The following is a 20,114-nucleotide window of genomic DNA, read 5'->3' as shown; positions in this document are numbered from 1 at the left end:
GGTGAGGCCAAGACGCTGTCTGCCGATATCGTGCTGGTCGCGATCGGCCGTCGTCCGAACACCGATGGCCTCGGCCTGGACGCCGCTGGTGTCGCGACCGAGCGTGGTCGCGTCGTGATCGACGACCATTTCAAGACCAACGTCGCGGGCATCTATGCCATTGGCGACGTGGTGCGCGGTCCGATGCTCGCTCACAAGGCCGAGGACGAGGGCATGGCGGTGGCCGAGCTGATCGCCGGCAAGGTTGGGCATGTGAACTATGACGCCATCCCGAGCATCATCTACACGGCTCCCGAAGTCGCCGCGATCGGCAAGACCGAGGAGGAGCTGAAGGCTGCGGGCATCGCCTACAAGATCGGCAAGTTCCCCTTCACCGCCAATGGCCGCGCCCGCGCCATGCGCCACACAGAGGGCTTCGTGAAGTTCCTCGCCGATGCGGCGACCGACCGCGTGCTCGGCTGCCATATCATCGGCCCGCATGCCGGGGACCTGATCGCCGAAGTCACGGTGCTGATGGAGTTCGGCGGCTCGTCGGAGGATCTCGCCCGCACCTGCCATGCTCATCCGACGCTGGCCGAGGCGGTCAAGGAAGCTGCGCTCGCCGTCGACAAGCGCGCGATCCATATGTGAGCGGCATCTCGATTCCCGGCCGAAGCGTAGGCGGAGGCCCGGGAATCTCAGCCCCTATGACAAACGCCCGGCGCTTCGCCGGGCGTTTCACGTTTCGGGTGATGCGAAGGCAGAACCGGCGTCCGCGTGACCTCGGCTTTATCGGCCCCGCCTTGCATGAAAGGCGGTCAGGGTGTTGCGCAGCAGGCAGGCGATGGTCATCGGGCCGACGCCGCCCGGTACAGGCGTGATCGCGCCTGCAACCTTCACGGCCTCGGCAAAGTCGACATCGCCGGCGAGCTTGCCGTCGGGCAGGCGGTTGATGCCGACATCGATTATGGTGGCGCCGGGCTTGATYCAGTCACCCCTTACGAAGTGGGGCCGCCCGACCGCCGCGACCAGGATGTCGGCGCGCCGGCAGATTGCGGGAAGATCGCGGGTACGGGAATGGGCGATGGTGACGGTGCAGTCGGCCTGGACCAGCAACTGCGCCATCGGCCGGCCGACGATGCCCGAGCGGCCGATCACCACGGCTTCCAGTCCGGCGAGCGTTGGCAGGGTCTGCTTCAGCAGGATCATCGAGCCGAGCGGCGTGCAGGGGATCAGGCTGGCCTGGCCGTTGGCGAGGCGGCCGACATTGATCGGATGGAAGCAGTCGACGTCCTTGGCGGGGTCTATCGCCTCGATCACACGGTCGGGATTGATGTGCTTCGGCAAGGGCAATTGCACCAGAATGCCGTCGACTCTGTCGTCGGCATTCAGCGCGGCGACCTTGGCCAGCAACTCCGCTTCGCTGGTCTCGGCCGGCAGGCGGTGAACCGCAGAGTTCATGCCGATCTCGCCGGCAAGCTTTTCCTTGGAGTTCACATAGACACGGCTCGCCGGGTCGTCGCCGACGAGCACGACATGCAGGCCGGGGACCAGGCCCCGTTCAGCCTTGATCGCGGTGATCTCCTGGCCGATCTCGGCACGCAGTGCCGCAGCTGCCGCCTTGCCGTCGATGATGCGCGCCTGATCCGCCATGACCCACCGCCTGTGTTTCGCTGAGTGCTCCTCATGCGCGATCATCGTGCGGGCGGCAAGTATCGACGCACCATTATCGATGCGCCGTCGCCTTGGCCATTTGCGCCAAAGGCGCTGTTCTTGCCTGCGGCGACGGCAGCGTGATCGCCGCCTTGCCGCCACTCATGCTGGCCTGTATCGAGCGAGGGCAAGGCAGCGATTGACGGGATGGAGTGCTGACGACGTGACGACAGGATTTGCCGCCATTCCCGCCTCGACCAGCTATCGCCTGACCAATGCCCGCTCCCCGCTCTGCCTGATCGAGGGCGCGGACCTTGCTGCCGATCGTGATGGACTGGCGCTGGTCGACCTTCGCGTCGAGGATGGGCGCATCGCGTCGATCCTGCCGGCCGGTACGGAAGCGCCGGAGGGCGGTCCCAGGCTCGATCTCGATGGCGGCATCGTGCTGCCGCGGCTGGTCGATGCGCATGTCCATCTCGACAAGGGCCATATCTGGCCGCGCCGCCGCAATCCGGACGGCACCTTCATGGGCGCACTCGAGAATGTCATGGCCGATCGCGAGGCCAATTGGACGTCGGAAGATGTGCGTGCCCGCATGGATTTCGGCCTGCGCTGCGCCTTCGCCCATGGCACGAGCGCGGTCCGCACCCATATCGACTCGCTCGGCAAGCAGATCGGCATCTCCTGGCCGGTGCTGGCCGAGATGCGGGCGGAATGGGCCGGGCGTGTCGCGCTGCAGGCCTCGCCRCTTTTCGGCATCCAGTTTGCGCTCGACGCCGAGCACATGCAGGCGGTGACGCGGGCCGTGAAGGCGCATGGCGACGGCATCTTCGGCTGCGTCACCTATATGATCCCGGAGCTCGCGGAGGCGCTCGACATCGTCTTCCGCACGGCGATCGAGAACGGCTTCGATCTCGACTTCCATGTCGATGAGACCAATGATCCGGCGGCGCGGTCGCTTGAATACATTGCCGAGGCCGCACTCCGGCATCGCTTCACCGGAAAGATCCTCGCCGGCCATTGCTGTTCGCTCGCTGTGCAGGCTCCGCAGGATGAGGCGCGGATCATCGCCAAGGTCGGGCAAGCCGGCATTGCGGTTGTGTCCCTGCCGATGTGCAACATGTATCTGCAGGACCGCGACGGCGGCCGCACGCCACGCTGGCGCGGCGTCACTGCGCTGCACGAACTGAAGGCTGCCGGCGTGGCGGTGATGATCGCTTCCGACAATACGCGCGATCCGTTCTATGCCTATGGCGATCTCGACCTCGTCGAGGTGCTGCGCGAAGGCACCCGCATCCTCCAGCTCGATCATGGCCCGACCGATTTCGCGGCGATGATCGCGCGCGCACCGGCTGCGATCATGGGCGTCGCCGACAAGGGCGTTGTGGCGCCAGGACTGTCCGCCGACCTGATCCTGACCCGCGCCCGCGATTGGACCGAATTCTTCGCGCGCCCCCAGGCTGATCGCACGGTGCTGGTCGCCGGCAAGGCGATCGACCGGACGCTGCCGGATTACCGCGAACTCGACCATCTGATGAGCAAGAGCGCATGAGCCCCCGCTACGACATCGCCGCCCTGAAGAACCGTCTCGGCGGAATCAGGACCGAGGACAATCCGGCGCTGGTGAAGCAGAAGAGCCGCGACTTCTTCTGGTACTCGCCGACCCTCAAGCGTCAGCTCGACCACGTCACGGCCGATATCATCGTCTCGCCGACCAGCGAGGCCGAGGTGCTGGACGTCCTTGCGGCCGCTCATGCACTCGGCATTCCGGTGACGCCGCGCGGCACCGGGACCGGCAATTACGGCCAGGCGATGCCGCTCTCTGGCGGGGTGCTGCTCGATCTCTCGGGGTTCAACAAGGTCAAGTCGATCGGGCCTGGACGCTATGTCGCCGAGCCGGGCGCGGTCATGGCCCGCATCGACGAGCAGACGCGGGCGCATTCCAGGCAGGAGCTGCGCCTGCATCCCTCGACCTATCAGACCGCCTCGATCGGCGGCTTCATCGCCGGTGGTTCGGGCGGCGTCGGCTCGATCAAATGGGGTGGCCTGCGCGACTGGGGCAACATCATCCGGCTCAAGGTCGCGACGATGGAGGCCTCGCCCCGGATCCTCGAATTCACCGGCGACGACCTGCACAAGGTTGCCCATGCCTATGGCACCAACGGCATCATCACCGAGGTCGAGATGCCGCTCGGGCCCGCCTATGACTGGGTCGACGTCATCCTCGGCTTCGACACGCTGCGCGCGGCGACCGAGTTCGCCAATGCGCTTGGTGAGCAGGACGGGCTGGCTCTGAAGAACCTCGCGGTCGTCGCGGCCCCGGCGCCGCATGACTATTTTCTGCGGCACAAGAAATTCCTGCCGCGCGACAGCCATGTCGTGATCGTCATGGCGGCGGATTTCGCAGTCGATGCACTGCTCGCCTATGCCCGGCATTTCCGCGGCGCCGAACTGCTGATGCGCTCCGACAAACTCTCGCCGGAAGAGGCCAAGGGCCTGCCGCCCGGCTATGAGCTGGGCTGGAACCACACGACGCTGCGGGCGCTGCGGGTTGACCCGTCCATCACCTATCTCCAGGTGCTCTACCCCTTCCCGAACCAGGTCGAGCTGATCCAGCGCATTCATGAGCGCTTTGGCGACGAGGTGCGCTGCCATCTCGAATTCGTCCGCTTCGACGGCAAGGTCACCTGCTTCGGCCTGCCGCTGGTGCGCTTCACCAGCGAGGAGCGGCTCGAGGAGATCATGGCGATTCATGAGGAGATGGGAGCGCCGATCTTCAACCCGCATCGCTACACCTTGGAAGAAGGCGGCATGAAGCAGACCGACGAGCTGCAGCTCGCTTTCAAGCGCGAGGCCGATCCGCAAGGCCTGCTCAATCCCGGCAAGATGATCGCCTGGGAGGATCCGTCCTACGATTACAAGTCTGGCAAGACCTTCCTGTTCCGCAGCCTGGCCGATGCCGGCGTGGGTGGATGATCATGCGCGTGCTCGTCCTTTACGCTCATCCCGATCCGGACAGTTTTGGGGCGGCGTTGCATCGGGCCGTGGTGAAGGGGCTCGAAGAGGCCGGCCATGAGGTCGACGATTGCGATCTCAATGCCGAGGGCTTCGATCCGGTGCTGAGCCGGGAGGGCCGGGTCGGCTATCACGATGTTGCCAGCAACACGCTTCCGGTTGCCGGCTATGTCGAGCGGCTACGAGCAGCCGAGGCGCTGGTCCTGTGCTTTCCTGTCTGGAATTTCGGCTATCCCGCGATCCTCAAGGGCTATTTCGATCGCGTCTTCCTGCCCGGTGTTTCGTTCAAGCTGAACGATGGCAAGGTCAGGCCCAATCTCTGGAATATTCGCCGTCTCGTGGCCGTCACAACCTATGGCGGCTCGCGCTGGCGCGCCTTTCTGATGGGCGATCCGCCGCGCAAGGTGGTGTGTCGGGCCCTGCGCGCCGTTTGTCATCCGAGTGCACGCCCGCTTTACCTGGCTCACTACGACATGAATCGCGCAACAGCGGGCAGCCGCGACGCCTTCCTTGCGCGCGTCTCGAAAAAGATGCGTACTCTGTGATTGTGCGCTGCACTTGCGTCATCACACTGTCATGATCRCAAGCGATCTCAGAGCCGGCGAATAGATTTCCGAGCAGTTTCCAAGGACCGGCTCATGACCAAGTCCCTCGAGAAAAGCGTCGGTCGAGCTCTCCTTGTGGCTGCGCGCCTGCATCGGGCGCGCATGGGCGAGAGGCTCAACGGCCTCGGGCTCTTTCCCGGGCAGGAGCAGGCGCTGAAGGCCCTCCAGCCAGCCCCTATGACGATGGGCGAACTGGCGACCCTGCTTCGGGTCAAACCGCCGACCGTGTCCAAGACCATTGGCCGGYTCTCCTTGCAGGGGCTGGTGACGCGCGAGGGCGGTAGCCGCGATGGCCGGCTGGTTCAGGTCGCGTTGACCGAGCACGGTCAGAAGACCGCGGCTGCGCTCGATGCGGTCTGGAATCAGGTCGAGGACGAACTGCTGGAAAAGCTCGACGCCAAGGAGCGCAAGCAGCTCCGCAAGCTGCTGCGCAAGGCCTCGAAGGGCCTGTCCAAGGCCGGGGCCGAAATCGACGAGCCTGACGCCGATGGGGACGAGGCCGAGGCTGAGGCCTGATCAGCGCATGGAACGCATGCCCTCTGGCGCTGGCGTCGTTCCCTAAATCGGTTAAATCTCTCTCCGTCATTCTTCTCACGCATGACGGGACGGTCCTTTGCCCGCCTATTCCCATCGACCGGAAACGGGCCGCTCCCGCCTGATCGCCATCGGGCTGATGTGCGGTGCCGTGCTGTGCTTCTCGCTGCTCGATACCAGCGCGAAATGGCTGGCCGGTCATATGGACCCGCTTCAGGTGGTGTTCGCGCGCTATGCCGGCAGCATGATCCTGGTCTCGCTGCTGCTGAACCCCTGGAGCCATCCCGGTATCCTGCGCACCAAGAAGCCCTGGCTGCAGGCGGTGCGTTCGCTGTTGCTGCTCGGTTCAACGGCCCTGAACTTCTTCGCGCTGAAATATCTGCAGCTCGCCGAGACCGTGTCGATCATGTTCGCGACGCCGCTTCTGGTGGCGCTGGTTTCCGGGCCGCTGCTCGGAGAATGGCCCGGGCCACGCCGGCTCGTCGCGATCGGTGTCGGGTTCATCGGCGTGCTCGTGATCACACGGCCCGGCCTTGGCGGCATGCATCCGGCGGCGCTGCTCTGCATGATCGGCGTCGTCTGCTACGCCTTCTATTCGATCTCGACCCGGCTTCTGGCGGCCTTCGACCCGCCGGAGACGACAATGGTCTATTCCGGCGTCGCGGGAACGGTCGCGCTGCTGCCGCTTATTCCCCTGTTCTGGACCTGGCCGGATGGACCGTTGCCCTGGGCGTTGATGCTGGTGACCGGCGCCATGGGCGGCTTCGGGCATTGGCTGCTGATCCTGGCGCACCGGCTGGCGCCCGCGACGGTGCTGGCGCCGTTCATCTATTCGCAGATCGTCTGGATGGTCACGTTGGGCTATCTCGTCTTCGGGCAGCTACCCGACCGCTGGACCTTCATCGGCGCAGCCATCGTGATCTCGTCGGGCTCTATCTGCTCTATCGCGAGCGGGTCCGGGCCGTGCCCGAGGGCTCGGCCCGGCTCGATTGAGCACTGGCAGGGCTCAGTCCTTCGGGGCCAGCGAAAGGCCGCTCTGCTGGGCGATCCAGTCGGAGAGCATCGGCACGTAATCATCGCCCCGGCCATTGGCAACGGCGGAGGCATAGGCGTTCTTGACGGCGTTGCCGATCGGGTTCGGGACGCCTGCCGCATTGGCGACGCCTTCGAGATAGCGCACATCCTTCAGCGCGTTGACCAGCGTGAACTTGTGCGCGTCACGGTCGCGCTCCAGTACGTATTTCATGAAGGTCTGATAGAAGCCGCAATCCATCCGGCTGCCGGAGAGCACGCTGTTGAAGGTCTGCGGCGTGATGCCGATCTTCTGGGCCAGAGCGAGCGCCTCGGAATAGATCGCGCCATAGCCCATCGACAGGAAGTTGTTGAGCAGCTTCATCTTGTGACCGTCGCCGACGGGGCCGAGATGGACGACCTTCTGCGCCCAGGCCTCGCAGGCCGGCTTGATGCGCGCGAAGACCGCATCGCTGGCGCCGATCATGGTCGAGAGCTGGCCCTGAGCGGCCTGTGCCGGCGTGCCGCCGAGCGGTGCGTCGCAGAGATGCAGGCCGTTCGCCTCGAGTTCGGCGGCAAGGCGGATGGTCGAACCGGGATCTGAGGTCGAGCAATCGACCACGATCGTGCCGGGCCCGGCGCCGGCGACGATGCCGTCCGGGCCGTTCAGCACGGCCTCGACCTGGGGCGAGCCGGTCACGCACAGGAAGATGATCGTCGCCTGCGAGGCCAGTTCCTTCGGTGTCCTGGCTTCGGTTGCACCAGCCGCCACCAGTTCCTCGACCGGCTTGCGGTTGCGGTGGCCCATCACCGTCAGCTGGAAGCCCTTGTCGAGGAGATTGCGGGCCATGCCTTGCCCCATCAGGCCGACGCCGATGAAGCCGATCGACTCTTTCGCGGTGCTCATCTTCAATTTCTCCGACTTATATGAGAAGGACTCGATCAGACGGCCTTTCGCAGGCCGGTTGAAACTCGCGGGACTCTTTCGCTTCCGTCTGAAGAGGGCGTGTCATGACCAGCAACGGCCACACCCCCGAGGCCGGGCCAGCCGGGAAGGCGGGACTGGCTGCGCCGGGCCGTGGGCGGGTGACATTGCAGATCATCGCCGACCATCTCTCGGTGTCGACGGCGACGGTGTCGCTGGCCCTGCGCGGCTCGCCTCTCGTCGCGGACGCGACACGGCTGCGGGTTCAGCAGATCGYGCGCGACATGGGCTACAGCTACAACCGCAGCGCCGCGTCGCTGAGGACCGACCGCACCAATATCCTTGGCGTCGGCTTCCACGACATCACGAATCCCTATTTCGCCGAACTCCTGGCCGCGATCGAGGAAACGGCGACGGCGCATGGCCGCTCGATCCTGCTCGGTACCTATGCGGAGAACCTGGAGCGGCAGGACCGGGTCCTGAACACCCTGAAGGAGTATCGACCCGACGGCATGGTGATCTGTGCCGCAGGCGGCAGCACGGCTGAAACCTTCGGCCATCTGATTGAGGCCGGTGTCCCGCTGGTCCAGCTCTCCCGGGAGATTCCGGGTCTCGACCTCGATTTCGTGGGGTCGGATGATCATCACGGCACCGTGCTGGCGCTGGAGCATCTGATCGGTCTTGGCCACCGGCGCATCGCCTTCCTCGGCGAAAACAACCTGATCTCGACGGGCCGCAACCGGTATCGGGGCTATTGCGAGACGCTCGCCCGGCACGGGATTCCGCTTGATCCTGCGTTGGTCTATGCRTCGATCGGCACCCGCGAGAACGGCCTCAAGGGCATTCAGAAGGTGCTCGATGCGCAGAATCCGCCAACCGCGGCCGTCTGCTTCAATGACCTCATCGCCTTCGGCGCGATGCTCGGCCTGCGTCATCGTGGGCTGGAGGCCGGGGTCGAGTTTTCGCTCGTGGGCTGCGACGACGTCCAGGAAGCGGCGCAGTGGTATCCGGCGCTGACCACGCTGAAGAACTTCCAGGACGAGATGGGCCGCAAATCGGCGGAACTGCTGATCCGGCGCATCGAGAATCCGACTGCGCCGACGCAGCGGATCGTGCTGACGCCGGAGCTCGTCGTGCGGGGCACGACGACACCGCCCAAACGCTAGATCCCGCTCATGGATCATTCGCGGGTTTGGCGTTGAGCGCGCGATAGGCGCGCACGACCTGCGAATCGTCGCGCGCGCCATGGCCGAGGCCCGAGCTCGCCAGGAACATCTGATGTGCAGCGGCGGCGAGCGGCAGTGCTGTCCTGGCGGCGCGGCCGGCATCGAGCACGATCCCGAGATCCTTGACGAAAATGTCGACCGCACTGGCGACGGGGGCATCTTCCAGCAGCATGCGCGGACCGCGATCCCGCAGCATCCAGGACGAGGCAGCCGAGCCACCCATGATCTCGAAGAGAATCTTGCCGTCGATCCCCGCCTTCTCGGCGAGCGAGAGCGCTTCGGCCGCCACCGCGATATGGACGCCGCAGAGCAGTTGGTTGACCGTCTTCACGGTCGCACCCTGCCCGGGCTTCTGGCCGACATGGAAGACCTTGTCGCCCATCGCATCGAGCACGGGCTTTGCCAGTGCGAAACTCTCCTGCGGCGCACCGACCATGATGGTCAGCGTCGCGCCGCGCGCGCCGCTGATGCCGCCGGAGACCGGGGCATCGACGAAGTGACGGCCGGTTTTCGTGACCTCCGTCGCGATCGCCTCGACCTCGCCGGGAGGGCAGGTCGCCATCAGCAGCACGCTCGCGCCGGGCGCGAGTGCCGCCAGGGCGCCGGCCTCGAACAGGACCGAGCGCGCCTGCGCGGCATTGACGACCATCAGGACGAGCGCATCGGCATCTCTTGCGGCCGCCGCGGCGCTCTCGGCAGCGTGGCCTCCGGCTGAAACTAGCGCCTCGCGGGCGCTCTTGCGCATATCGAAGCCAGTGACCCGGAACTGACGCTTCACGAGGTTCTCGGCCATCGGCGCCCCCATGGCGCCGAGCCCGACGAAGGCGATGGATTTGATCTCGTTCACGAACGCAGTCCCTCAAACGCAAACGGGGCCCGGCGGGCCCCGCTGGATTATTCCTTCACGGCTCCGGTCATCGACGAGACGTAATGCTCGACGAAGAAGGAGTAGAGAATGACGACCGGGAGCGAGCCGAGCAGCGCGCCGGCCATCAGCGCCCCCCATTCATAGACGTCCCCGCGCACCAGCTCGGTGAGAACGCCGACAGCGACGGTCTTGTTCTCCGAGGACTGGATGAAGGTGAGCGCGTAGATGAACTCGTTCCAGGAGAGGGTAAAGGCGAAGATGCCGGCCGAGATCAGCCCCGGCACCGCCAGTGGCAGGATGATCTTGACCAGGATCTGCCAGCGGCTGGCGCCGTCGACGAGCGCGCATTCCTCCAGCTCGTAGGGGATCGAGCGGAAATAGCCCATCAGCAGCCAGGTGCAGAACGGCACCAGGAAGGTCGGATAGGTGAAGATCAGCGCGAGCTTGGTGTCGTAGATGCCGAAGCCGAAGATCAGCACGGCGAGCGGGATGAACAGGATCGAGGGAGGTACGAGATAGGCGAGGAAGATCGCCAGCCCGGTGACCCGCGAGCCGCTGAAGCGCAGACGCTCGATCGCATAGGCGGCGAACACGGCGGCGGTGAGCGACAGGATCGTCGATCCGATCGAGACCAAGATCGTGTTGAGCAGCCAGTGCGGATATGTAGTTTCGAACAGCAGATATTTGATGTGGCGCAGCGTAGGCTCGCCCGGCCAGAGCGGGTTGTGGCTCTTGAAATCCGTCAGCTCGTGATTGGGCTTCAGCGCCGTCACGCCCATCCAGTAGAATGGAAACAGCAGCACGAAGATGAAGACGATGAGCGGCAACCAAGTGGTCACCAGCCGACGCGGCAGGTTGGCCATGTAGCTGGTGCCGACGCTTTCGTCGGTGAGCTGAACGCGCGGGGCGGTCGGTTGACTGATGTCGGTCATGGCTGGCGTCCTCAGTCCGCGCCGCCCTGCTGCCATTTCCGCCGCTGCAGGCCGAAATAGCTGAACAGGATCGCTCCGAGCAGGAAGGGGATCATCGCGACTGCGATCGCTGCGCCTTCGCCAAGCTGGCCGCCGGGGATGGCGCGCTGGAAGGAGAGGGTCGCCATCAGGTGAGTGGCGTTGAGCGGGCCGCCGCGGGTCAGCACGTAGATGAGCTGGAAATCGGTGAAGGTGAACAGCACAGAGAAGGTCATCACGACCGCGATGATCGGCGAGAGCAGAGGCAAGGTGATGAAGCGGAAGCGCTGCCAGTTGGTTGCACCGTCGAGCATCGCGGCCTCGTAGAGCGAGGGCGAAATGGTCTGCAGGCCGGCCAGCAGCGAGATCGCGACGAAGGGAATGCCGCGCCAGACATTGGCTGCGATCACCGAGGCGCGCGCATTCGTGGTGTCGCCGAGGAAGTTGATATTGGTCGAGATCAGGCCGAGCTCCTTCAGAGCCCAGGAGATCACCGAGAACTGGGTGTCGAAGATCCACCAGAAGGCGATCGCCGAGAGTACGGTCGGCACCACCCAGGGCAGCAGTACAATGGCGCGGATGAAGGCCTTGAAGGGTAGGTGCTCGTTCAGGAGCAGCGCCAGCCAGAGCCCGAGCGCGAATTTCAGGGCCGAGGCGACGACCGTGTAGAGGATGGTGTTGAAGACCGCGAGCCGGAACACCGAGTCGGTCAGCAGCGACTCGTAATTCTCGAGCCCGATGAAGACGCCCGCCCGGCCGATGCGGGTATCGGTGAAGCCGAGCCAGACGCCGAGGGCCAGCGGCCAGGCGAGGAAGACGATCAGGAAGATCGCCGCGGGCACCATGAACAGGATGCCGAGTCCGTTGCGGCTCTGGCCCAGCCGCGCCAGCATAGAAGGTCTCGCACGCTCCGCCGGCCGCGCGATTGCGGTGTCAGCCATGGTGATCTCTCCCGGATGCAGGGCCGGCGGCTCTTCGCCGCCGGCGGGCGCGGCCGTGGCCGCGCCGTTTCGTTGCAGCGATCAGACGCGATAGTAGCGGTTGATCCGTGCCTCTGCGCGCTTGGCCGCTTCCTCAGGCGTCCGCTGGCCGGTGGCGCCTTCCGCGAACATGTCGACAAGAACGTAGTCGGCCATCACCGCAGCCGAAGCGTAGCCGAGCGGGCCGGAATAGCCGTTCGGGCGCAGTGTCTCAGAGGCCTTCTGATACGGGGTGTGAACCGGATCCGAGGTCCAGACCGGATTATTGGCGTAGGCCTTCAGCGGCTGGCAGCAATAGGCGCTGGCCTGGGTGATCCAGGTCGGCATCTGTTCCTGCTCGTACATGAACTGGAGATAGGCCTGTGCCGCCTGCGGGAACTTGGTGTGCTTGAAGATCACGCAGGTGGTGGTCTGGTGCAATTCGACCGACTGGCCCACCGGGCCGATCGGCATGTTCGCCGACCTCATGTCCTTGGCCATGTCGGCGAGCTTGGGGTCGTTCTTCGCGGAGTAATAGAGCGAGACGCCGTTGGCGGTGACCGAAACCTCACCGGCCAGGAAGGCGCGGTTGTTGTTGATGTCGAGCCAGCTTTCCGTGCCCGGGATGAAGGTCTTGTAGAGCTCGGCGGCGTATTTGATGGCCGCGATCGTCTCGGGGCTGTTGATCGCGACCTTGCCGGCATCATCGACGGTTCGGCCACCATGGCTCCAGAGCAGCCAGTGGCAGAAGTTGTTGCCGTCGCCGACACCCTTTCCGAGGGTGAAGCCGGCGGGGTGCCCCTTGGCCTTCAGCGCCTTGCAGAGATCGAGGAAGGCGTCGGTCTTGGTCGGGAAGGTCGAGTGGCCGGCTTCCTTGACCCAGCTGTCGCGATAAAGCACGGCGTTTGCGATGGCAGCCAGCGGCAGGCCGATGAACTTGCCGTCCTTCTTGGCGTAACCTTCAAGGCCGGGATACCAGCCGCCATATTTGCCGCCGAGATAATTGCCGAGCTCGGTGACGTCGAGCAGCTTGTCGGGATACTGGAAGGCATCGTCGAACCAGACGAGCACGATGTCGGGGCCTGCGCCGACATTGGCGGCGACGGCGGCCTTCGGACGAATATCTTCCCAGCCTTCCTTGTCGACCCGGATCTGAACGCCGGTCGCATCCGTGAACTTCTTGGTATTGGCGAGCCAGGCGTCTTCCTCACCCTTGACGAAGGGGGCCCAGCGCAGCACGCGCAGTTGAGCGCCTGGTTCGGGGGTGAATTTTGGAGCGGCCGCCTGGGCGAAGGCGGGGGCGGTCCCCAAGTGCCCCATCAGGCCGGCGCCCGCAGCCACGCCGGCGCTGCCCAGCAGCATATCGCGTCTTGAAATCGTCATTGGTTGTTCCTTCCCGGAAAGAAGGGACCTTTTTTATGTGGCCTGCGACCCGTCCCTGGAAGTCATCGCCGGCTCTTTTGGCTGCGCCAGGCCAGCCGGTGTCCGTGCTGGCCTGTCGTGACGTCATGTCATGCGGGCCAAGGCGCAATCAGGCGCGGGCCTCCGCAGCAGTCAGAAGCTCAGATACGCTTGCCGGTGGCGGCGTCGAACAGATGCGTGACGCTGGTGTCCGGCGTGATGCCAATGGTCTCGCCGGGCTTGGCCGTGATGCGTTCGCGGAAGACGCAGGTCAGTTCCTGCCCGCCGCAGCGCACGACGACCTGCGTCTCGGAGCCGGTCGGTTCGATGACCACGACCTCGGCCTTGAGGCCGTTGGGGTTGAGTTGGAGGTGCTCCGGACGGATGCCGAAAACCGCGGCCTTGCCGTTCGAGTCAGCCGGATGCTGCCCGATGGGCCAGATCACGCCGCCCTCGGTCTCGAACCCGGCCGCGGTGATCTTGCCCTTGAGGAAGTTCATCGACGGCGAGCCGATGAAGCCCGCGACGAAAAGGTTGTTCGGCCGGTCGTAGAGGTCGAGCGGAGCGCCCATCTGCTCGACGATGCCGTCATGCATCACGACGATCTTGTCGGCCATGGTCATGGCCTCGATCTGGTCGTGCGTGACATAGACCGTCGTGGTCTTGAGACGCTGATGCAGTTCCTTGATCTCGGTGCGCATCTGCACGCGCAGCTTGGCGTCGAGATTCGAAAGCGGCTCGTCGAAGAGGAAGACCTGCGGATCGCGCACGATCGCGCGGCCCATGGCGACACGCTGGCGCTGACCGCCCGAAAGCTGGCGCGGATAGCGGTCGAGCAGCTTGTTGAGGCCGAGAATGCCGGCAGCCTTGTTGACGCGCTCGTCGATCTCGGCCTTGGGGGCATTCCGCAGCTTCATCGAGAAGGCCATGTTGTCGGCCACTGTCATGTGCGGATAGAGCGCGTAATTCTGGAACACCATGGCGATGTCGCGCTCTTTCGGCGGCACGTCGTTGACGACGCGCGGGCCGATGCGGATCTCGCCTCCGGAAATATTCTCCAGCCCGGCGATCATGCGCAGAAGGGTCGATTTTCCGCAGCCGGAGGGGCCGACGAGAATAACGAACTCGCCATCGTTGATGTCGATATCGACGCCATGGATGACCTGCGTCGAGCCGTAAGCCTTGCGCACATCAGCGATCTGGACTGAGGCCATCTGAACCCTCTCCCGGACTTAAGTTTCCTCTGGGGTCCGGTATCGTCCCGTGTCCGGGCACTCCGCACCGCCGCTGCTGTCGGCTTCTCGTGACCGACCGACGAAAAGCGCCGCAGACCAGGCAGTGCCTGTTGCGCCGGGTTTCATCTACGATAAAGTCATACGATACGGACAGGCGTGTCAAGCGCCGGAATCGCTCCAATGAAACCGCCTTCCGGCGGCTTGGGCGCGATTGAAAACGGGTGAGGACGCCAGCAGATGCGGGTGCGCGACTTTTCGCGGCCGACGACCCTGAATCCCGACCGCCTGTTCGGGCAGGTGGCTCAGAAGCTCGCGGTCGCGATCATTTCAGGGACGTTCAAAGCCGGCGAGCTGTTGCCGAACGAAGCCGATCTGAAATCCGAAATCTCGGTCTCGCGCACCGCCTATCGCGAAGCTGTGAAGTACCTGACGGCGAAGGGGCTGGTCGAGGCGCGCCCGAAGAGCGGCACGCGGGTAGCGCCGCGCGACGGCTGGAACCTGCTCGATCCCGACGTGCTGTCCTGGCATTTCGAGGCCGACCCGAACGAGAAATTCATCCGCGACCTGTTCGAGTTGCGCAGTTTTGTCGAGCCGAGCGCAGCGCGCCTTGYGGCCCTGCGGCGTACGCCCGCCGATCTCGTACGAATCCAGGCGGGTTATCACGGCATGATCGACAACCCGCCCTATGCCGAGGCAACCATTCGTGCCGACCTGGCTTTCCACGAGGCGATCCTCGCTGCCGCGCAGAATTCGACGCTGCAATGTCTGGCAAGCGTCGTCTCGGCGACGATCCAATGGTCGCTGCTGCTGAAGTCGGGAGACGATCAGGGGTTCTATGTCACGTCGCTGTTCGATCACGAGCGGGTGCTGGATGCGATCATCCAGCGGGACGGCGATCTCGCCGCGGCCCGGATGAGTGCGCTGGTAACGGACAGCCTGAACACCACGCTCACCTTCCTGGCATGGGCCGGACAGCAGAGCACCCCGAAAATCGCCTGAATAAGTCATACTACATATGACAACGACGCGCTTTTCTCGCTCTGCAGCCCGTGTAGTACTGCTCTGCCGATGCCGCGTGGCGGAGGCCTTGAGGTTTCGCGATCTAATCGTTTTAAAGAATTGAAATCAAGCCAGCCGCTCTGACACTCACGCCCGACGAAAGTTCACGATATGACCGACATCATCATGACCGGCCCGCTGATGGCCTATGCTGCCGACCAGTTGAAGGCCCGTTTCACGGTGCATGAACTCTGGAAGGCAGAGGACCGGACCGCCATGCTGAAGGAGATCGGCGGCAAGGTTCGTGGCGTCGCCGGGGGCGGCGCGCATGTCAGGATCGATGGCACGCTGTTCGACGCCCTGCCGAAACTGGAGATCGTTGCCAATTTCGGCGTCGGTTACGACACCGTCGATGCCAAGGAAGCCGGCAAGCGCGGGCTGATCGTCACCAATACTCCGGACGTGCTGACCGATGAGGTTGCGGACTTGGCACTCGGCCTGCTGCTCGCGACGGTGCGCCAGCTGCCGCAGGTCGACCGGTACCTGCGCGCCGGCAAGTGGCTGGAGAAGGCCTATCCGCTGACGACCTCGCTGCGGACCCGCAAGGTCGGCATCGTTGGGCTCGGCCGAATCGGCAAGGCCGTGGCGCAGCGTATCGAGGCCTTCGGCCTGCCGGTCAGCTATCATGGCCGCACCCGCCAGGCGGATGTGTCCTATCGCTACTATCCTTCGCTGATCGAGATGGCGGCCGATGTCGACACCCTGATCTCGGTTGCGCCTGGCGGCGCTGCGACTCATCACATGATCAATGCCGACGTCCTGAAGGCGCTCGGCCCCAATGGCATCGTCATCAATGTCGGCCGCGGTTCGGTGGTCGACGAACAGGCGTTGATCGAGGCGCTCAAGAACAAGGTCATCCTTTCGGCCGGCCTGGACGTCTTCGAGGACGAGCCGCGCGTGCCGGCCGAACTGATCGCGATGGATCATGTGGTGCTGTTGCCGCATGTCGGATCGGCATCGGTGCATACGCGTGAACAGATGGGCCAGCTTCTGGTCGACAACCTGGTTTCATGGTTCGATGGCAGGGGTCCTCTGACGCCGGTTGCCGAGACACCATGGAAGAAAGCCTGAGACACCACGTTTTGGTTCAGATGAGGCGCGGATGCCTGCCGCTTGTGGCGGGCGTCCTTTTCGCGGGGCCCGTACAGGCGCAGAAGCCGCCGCTTCCGAAGGGAGCGGAGACCGCGCCTGACACCGTTCGCCCCATGATCGGTGCCTGGAACCTCGAACAGGTCGGCGCGCCGCGCCAATGCACCATTACCCTTGGAGCGGAACAGTCGGGACAGGGGCGGCAATTGCGCTTCCCTGCCACCTGCCGCCGCGCATTGCCCATTATCGGGCAGATTGTGTCCTGGAGTGTGGCTGAGGGGGGCGGGCTGCGCCTGAATGACGAGGCCGGCAAGGCCGTGATCACGCTCAGCAAGTCCGGCGCCGGCCTGAATGGCAAGGGCACGGACGGGCAGGACTATCTGCTGGATCCGAAGGATCATCCACGCAGCGCGCGTCCAGTGCCTCCGAGCGCGGCAGAGCGCGCCGCGACCGCTGCGGCCCGGCCGACCGTTGTCGACCCTGCGGGCGCGCCTGCCACCGACGCCGTGCCCGGCCGCTATGTCACGATGCGCCAGCAGAACCGCGAGGGATGTCGCCTCATGCTTGCGGCCGGCCCCGCAAATTCTCCGGGTGGCGCTCCCGCCCGTTTCGACGGGCGCTGCGACGATACTGGCTTGACGATCTTCGATCCCGTCGGTTGGCGCTATGCGGCCGGGCGCCTTTCGCTGGTTGCACGCAAGGGGCACAGCGTCGATCTCGTCTTCGAGAACGGCCAATGGCGCAAGGACCCTGCGGTGGGCGCACCGCTGATGCTGCGCAAGCTCGCGCCCTAAGCATCGGCCCGAAAAGTGGATCGCGGTTTTCGGGAAAGCCGATGCAAACACAAAGGTGAGATCATCGGGCTGGATACGATATCCCGTCAGATGATCTGGCAGCGCTCAGACCGCCACGACGCGCTCGGGCTCGGCGGCGTCGTAATCGGCTTCCTTGGCGAGGATGCGCTGCATGCGACGCTCGTCGAGCGAATTTTCCCATTTCGCCACGACGATCGTCGCGACGCCATTGCCGATCAGATTGGTGAGGGCGCGCGCCTCCGACATGAAGCGGTCGACGCCGAGGATCAGGGCGATCGACGCCACGGGAATAGTGCCGACCGAGGCCAGTGTTGCGGCGAGTACGATGAAGCCGGAGCCCGTGACGCCGGCCGCGCCTTTCGAGGTCAGCAGCAGCACGGCGATGATGCCGATCTCCTGCGACAGGCTCAGCTCGGTATTGGTTGCCTGGGCGAGAAAGATCGCGGCCATCGTCAGATAGATGCAGGTGCCGTCGAGGTTGAAGGAATAGCCGGTGGGGATGACCAGGCCGACGACATTCTCCTTGCAGCCGAGATAGCTCATCTTGGCGATCATCCGTGGCAGGACGCTCTCGGAGGAGGAGGTGCCGAGCACGATCAGCAGCTCTTCCTTGATATAGGCGATGAACTTCACGATGCTGAAGCCATGCAGCCGGGCGATCGTGCCGAGCACGAGGAAAATGAAGATGAGGCAGGTCGTGTAGAAGGCGGCCATGAAGCTGCCCAGCGACAGCAGCGTGCCGATGCCGAATTTTCCGATCGTGAAGGCCATCGCGCCGAAAGCACCGATCGGTGCCGCCTTCATGATGATGCCGACGATCTTGAAGAAGACCTGGGCGATATCGTCGACGAAGTGCAGGACCGGCTTGCCGCGTTCGCCGAGCATCTGCAGACCAAAGGCAAAGAGCAGGGCGAAGAACAGCACCTGCAAGATTTCGCCGGTTGCGAAGGCACCGACCACTGTCGCCGGGATGATGTCCATCAGGAAGCCGATGGTACTCTGCTCCTTCGCCTTGGCCGTGAACGCGGTGATTGAGCTGGTGTCGAGCCCGCCGACATCGACACTCATGCCGACTCCGGGTTTCCAGAGATTGATCACGATGAGCCCGACGATGAGCGCAAGCGTCGTCACCACCTCGAAATAGAGCAGTGCCTTCACGCCGACGCGGCCGACCTTCTTCATGTCGTCCATCGACGCGACGCCGTGCACGACGGTGAGAAAGATGATCGGCGCGATGATCATCTTGATGGCCTTGATGAAGGCGTCGCCGAGCGGCTTCATCGCCTCGCCGGTATGCGGATAGAAATGCCCGACGAGCACCCCGATCGCGATGGCGGTCAGCACCTGGACGTAGAGATGCGTCCACCAGGGACCCTGATGACCGCGCGTGATCGCAGCTGTCGACATGGGCAGTCCCTCGAGACGCGCACTTGGCTGCGTGCGCGCTCCCGAAAATGCTACGCTTGTCTTGGCTCCCCGACAAGCGAAACGCGGCGCTGCCGTGGGGGGCGGCGCCGCGTCCTGTGCCGCGATCGCGGAGGTTACTCGGCCGCCTCGACCTTCAGCACGCCGCGACGGATCTGGTCCTCTTCGATCGACTCGAACAGGGCGCGGAAGTTGCCCTCGCCGAAGCCGTCATCGCCCTTGCGCTGGATGAACTCGAAGAAGATCGGCCCGAGCACCGTGCCGGAGAAGATCTGGAGCAGGACCTTGCTCATCCGGCCCTCCTTGGAGCCGACCGCAACCGCACCCTCGCCGTCGATCAGGATGCCGTTGGCCTTCAGCCGCTCGACCGGTTCGCCATGGCCGGGAACGCGCGCCTCGACGCGCTCATAATAGGTTGCCGGCGGCGCCGGCATGAAGGGCAGGGCGTTGCGGCGCAGCTGCTCGACGGTGGCGTAAATGTCGTGGGCTCCGAGCGCGACGTGCTGGATACCCTCGCCCTTGTACTGGCGCAGGTACTCCTCGATCTGGCTCTTGTCGTCGAGCGACTCGTTGATCGGGATGCGGATCTTGCCGYAGGGCGAGGTCAAGGCGCGCGAGATCAGGCCTGTGAGCTTGCCCTCGATATTGAAGAAGCGGATCTCGCGGAAGTTGAAGAGTTTGCCATACCAGCCCGCCCAATGGTCCATGCGGCCGCGATGGACGTTGTGGGTGAGGTGGTCGAGGTAATAGAGACCAGCCTGCTCCGGGTGCGGATCCGGCTCGTCGATCCACTCGAAATCGACATCCCAGATCGAGCCCTTCGCGCCATAACGCTCGACGAAATACAGGATCGAGCCGCCAATGCCCTTCACGGCGGGAATTTGCATCTCGCCGGGGCCGACCTTGCTTTCATAGGGCTCGGCGCCAAGCGACACGGCGCGCTCGAAAGCATGCCTGGCATCGACGACGCGGAAGGCCATGGCGCAAGCGCAGGGGCCGTGCTCGGCCGCAAAGCGCTGGGCAAAGGAATCCGGCTCGGCATTGACGACGAAATTCACGTCACCCTGACGGTACAGCGTGACCTTCTTGGAGCGATGCCGGGCGACGGCGGTGAAGCCCATCTGCTGGAAGAGCGGGCCGAGCTTCTCTGGCTCGGGATGGGCGTATTCGACGAACTCGAATCCGTCCGTTCCCATCGGATTGACCTCGGAAATAGCGGGAGGGGCGGTGTCGTGCGGAAATGGACCCATGGCGTTCTCCTCTCGATGTGATTGCCGACATGGTCGCGCACGGCGAAGGCAAGGAGCTTGCAAAATGCCGCGTCATGGCGCGAGATCCGCACAACTTGTGCAGGGAGGTCACCAA

Annotated in this window: 18 protein-coding genes and 1 pseudogene; 10 read left to right on the top strand and 9 right to left on the bottom strand. The window is 64.5% G+C overall.

Annotated elements, in window-relative coordinates:
- Window positions 1–630, top strand: a 630-nt coding sequence (locus AC1DRP_RS10215; protein WP_476768439.1) for an FAD-dependent oxidoreductase, incomplete at its 5' end; no start/stop codon positions are given.
- Window positions 631–768: 138 nt separating this feature from the next.
- On the opposite strand, the gene folD is transcribed toward AC1DRP_RS10215, so the two are convergent.
- Window positions 769–1,632, bottom strand: a complete 864-nt coding sequence (gene folD, locus AC1DRP_RS10210; RefSeq protein ID WP_476768438.1) for a bifunctional methylenetetrahydrofolate dehydrogenase/methenyltetrahydrofolate cyclohydrolase FolD — start codon at window positions 1,630–1,632, stop codon at window positions 769–771.
- Window positions 1,633–1,855: 223 nt separating this feature from the next.
- On the opposite strand from folD, the gene AC1DRP_RS10205 reads away from it, so the two are divergent.
- The 5 genes and pseudogenes from AC1DRP_RS10205 to AC1DRP_RS10185 form a co-directional block, all read left to right on the top strand.
- Window positions 1,856–3,184, top strand: a complete 1,329-nt coding sequence (locus AC1DRP_RS10205; protein WP_441505789.1) for a cytosine deaminase — start codon at window positions 1,856–1,858, stop codon at window positions 3,182–3,184.
- On the top strand, window positions 3,181–4,608 hold the full coding sequence (locus AC1DRP_RS10200) for an FAD-binding oxidoreductase (protein ID WP_069878773.1): 1,428 nt from the start codon (window positions 3,181–3,183) through the stop codon (window positions 4,606–4,608). The genes AC1DRP_RS10205 and AC1DRP_RS10200 overlap by 4 nt, the downstream gene beginning before the upstream one ends.
- A gap of 2 nt (window positions 4,609–4,610) precedes the next feature.
- Window positions 4,611–5,192: an NAD(P)H-dependent oxidoreductase gene (locus tag AC1DRP_RS10195; protein WP_441505788.1), complete on the top strand. Its 582-nt coding sequence runs from the start codon at window positions 4,611–4,613 to the stop codon at window positions 5,190–5,192.
- Between the two features lie 93 nt (window positions 5,193–5,285).
- Window positions 5,286–5,768, top strand: a complete 483-nt coding sequence (locus tag AC1DRP_RS10190; RefSeq protein ID WP_476768437.1) for a MarR family winged helix-turn-helix transcriptional regulator — start codon at window positions 5,286–5,288, stop codon at window positions 5,766–5,768.
- A 157-nt stretch (window positions 5,769–5,925) separates the two neighbouring features.
- A pseudogene (locus tag AC1DRP_RS10185) lies at window positions 5,926–6,651 on the top strand (DMT family transporter); the annotation flags it as partial.
- Window positions 6,652–6,792: 141 nt separating this feature from the next.
- Here AC1DRP_RS10185 and AC1DRP_RS10180 read toward each other — a convergent pair.
- Window positions 6,793–7,710, bottom strand: a complete 918-nt coding sequence (locus tag AC1DRP_RS10180; RefSeq protein WP_441505786.1) for an NAD(P)-dependent oxidoreductase — start codon at window positions 7,708–7,710, stop codon at window positions 6,793–6,795.
- 98 nt (window positions 7,711–7,808) lie between these two features.
- On the opposite strand from AC1DRP_RS10180, the gene AC1DRP_RS10175 reads away from it, so the two are divergent.
- Window positions 7,809–8,888 carry a LacI family DNA-binding transcriptional regulator gene (locus AC1DRP_RS10175; protein WP_476768436.1) on the top strand — a complete coding sequence of 360 codons (1,080 nt, stop codon included), beginning with the start codon at window positions 7,809–7,811 and terminating at the stop codon, window positions 8,886–8,888.
- A gap of 7 nt (window positions 8,889–8,895) precedes the next feature.
- Here the strand turns inward: AC1DRP_RS10175 and AC1DRP_RS10170 are convergent, their stop codons facing one another.
- From AC1DRP_RS10170 to AC1DRP_RS10150, 5 genes are all read right to left on the bottom strand, one after another.
- Window positions 8,896–9,795 carry an NAD(P)-dependent oxidoreductase gene (locus tag AC1DRP_RS10170; protein ID WP_441505784.1) on the bottom strand — a complete coding sequence of 300 codons (900 nt, stop codon included), beginning with the start codon at window positions 9,793–9,795 and terminating at the stop codon, window positions 8,896–8,898.
- A 47-nt stretch (window positions 9,796–9,842) separates the two neighbouring features.
- Complete coding sequence (locus AC1DRP_RS10165) at window positions 9,843–10,748, bottom strand: carbohydrate ABC transporter permease (RefSeq protein WP_441505783.1); 906 nt, start codon at window positions 10,746–10,748, stop codon at window positions 9,843–9,845.
- Between the two features lie 11 nt (window positions 10,749–10,759).
- Window positions 10,760–11,659 carry a carbohydrate ABC transporter permease gene (locus AC1DRP_RS10160; RefSeq protein ID WP_441492533.1) on the bottom strand — a complete coding sequence of 300 codons (900 nt, stop codon included), beginning with the start codon at window positions 11,657–11,659 and terminating at the stop codon, window positions 10,760–10,762.
- Window positions 11,660–11,788: 129 nt separating this feature from the next.
- Window positions 11,789–13,108, bottom strand: coding sequence for an ABC transporter substrate-binding protein (locus AC1DRP_RS10155; protein ID WP_441492451.1), 1,320 nt, complete (start codon window positions 13,106–13,108; stop codon window positions 11,789–11,791).
- A gap of 179 nt (window positions 13,109–13,287) precedes the next feature.
- The gene (locus tag AC1DRP_RS10150; protein ID WP_069878780.1) at window positions 13,288–14,340 is read right to left on the bottom strand and encodes an ABC transporter ATP-binding protein; all 1,053 of its coding nucleotides are present in this window, start codon (window positions 14,338–14,340) and stop codon (window positions 13,288–13,290) included.
- Between the two features lie 258 nt (window positions 14,341–14,598).
- On the opposite strand from AC1DRP_RS10150, the gene AC1DRP_RS10145 reads away from it, so the two are divergent.
- The 3 genes from AC1DRP_RS10145 to AC1DRP_RS10135 all read left to right on the top strand — a co-directional run bounded on the left by AC1DRP_RS10145 (window position 14,599) and on the right by AC1DRP_RS10135 (window position 17,303).
- The gene (locus AC1DRP_RS10145) at window positions 14,599–15,360 is read left to right on the top strand and encodes a FadR/GntR family transcriptional regulator (protein ID WP_476768435.1); all 762 of its coding nucleotides are present in this window, start codon (window positions 14,599–14,601) and stop codon (window positions 15,358–15,360) included.
- A 171-nt stretch (window positions 15,361–15,531) separates the two neighbouring features.
- Window positions 15,532–16,491 carry a 2-hydroxyacid dehydrogenase gene (locus tag AC1DRP_RS10140; RefSeq protein ID WP_441505781.1) on the top strand — a complete coding sequence of 320 codons (960 nt, stop codon included), beginning with the start codon at window positions 15,532–15,534 and terminating at the stop codon, window positions 16,489–16,491.
- A 44-nt stretch (window positions 16,492–16,535) separates the two neighbouring features.
- Window positions 16,536–17,303, top strand: a complete 768-nt coding sequence (locus tag AC1DRP_RS10135) for an AprI/Inh family metalloprotease inhibitor (RefSeq protein WP_476768434.1) — start codon at window positions 16,536–16,538, stop codon at window positions 17,301–17,303.
- Window positions 17,304–17,408: 105 nt separating this feature from the next.
- Here the strand turns inward: AC1DRP_RS10135 and AC1DRP_RS10130 are convergent, their stop codons facing one another.
- A complete protein-coding gene (locus AC1DRP_RS10130) occupies window positions 17,409–18,731 on the bottom strand; it encodes a dicarboxylate/amino acid:cation symporter (protein WP_441492455.1) in 1,323 nt (440 codons plus the stop codon).
- A gap of 134 nt (window positions 18,732–18,865) precedes the next feature.
- Window positions 18,866–19,999: a 4-hydroxyphenylpyruvate dioxygenase gene (gene hppD, locus AC1DRP_RS10125; protein ID WP_476768433.1), complete on the bottom strand. Its 1,134-nt coding sequence runs from the start codon at window positions 19,997–19,999 to the stop codon at window positions 18,866–18,868.
- Window positions 20,000–20,114 lie beyond the last annotated feature (115 nt).

It is taken from the genome of Allobosea sp. 01N443, from assembly GCF_056399325.1.
The sequence above is the reverse complement of the archived record's forward strand: the minus strand, read 5'-3'. Positions and strand labels throughout refer to the sequence as shown.

Coding starts and splice junctions, on each gene's coding strand:
- AC1DRP_RS10200 (WP_069878773.1), top strand. CDS start 3,181: ATGAGCCCCCGCTACGACATCGCCGCCCTGAAGAACCGTCTCGGCGGA.
- AC1DRP_RS10195 (WP_441505788.1), top strand. CDS start 4,611: ATGCGCGTGCTCGTCCTTTACGCTCATCCCGATCCGGACAGTTTTGGG.
- AC1DRP_RS10165 (WP_441505783.1), bottom strand. CDS start 10,748: ATGACCGACATCAGTCAACCGACCGCCCCGCGCGTTCAGCTCACCGAC.
- AC1DRP_RS10160 (WP_441492533.1), bottom strand. CDS start 11,659: ATGCTGGCGCGGCTGGGCCAGAGCCGCAACGGACTCGGCATCCTGTTC.
- AC1DRP_RS10155 (WP_441492451.1), bottom strand. CDS start 13,108: ATGACGATTTCAAGACGCGATATGCTGCTGGGCAGCGCCGGCGTGGCT.
- AC1DRP_RS10150 (WP_069878780.1), bottom strand. CDS start 14,340: ATGGCCTCAGTCCAGATCGCTGATGTGCGCAAGGCTTACGGCTCGACG.
- AC1DRP_RS10140 (WP_441505781.1), top strand. CDS start 15,532: ATGACCGACATCATCATGACCGGCCCGCTGATGGCCTATGCTGCCGAC.
- AC1DRP_RS10130 (WP_441492455.1), bottom strand. CDS start 18,731: ATGTCGACAGCTGCGATCACGCGCGGTCATCAGGGTCCCTGGTGGACG.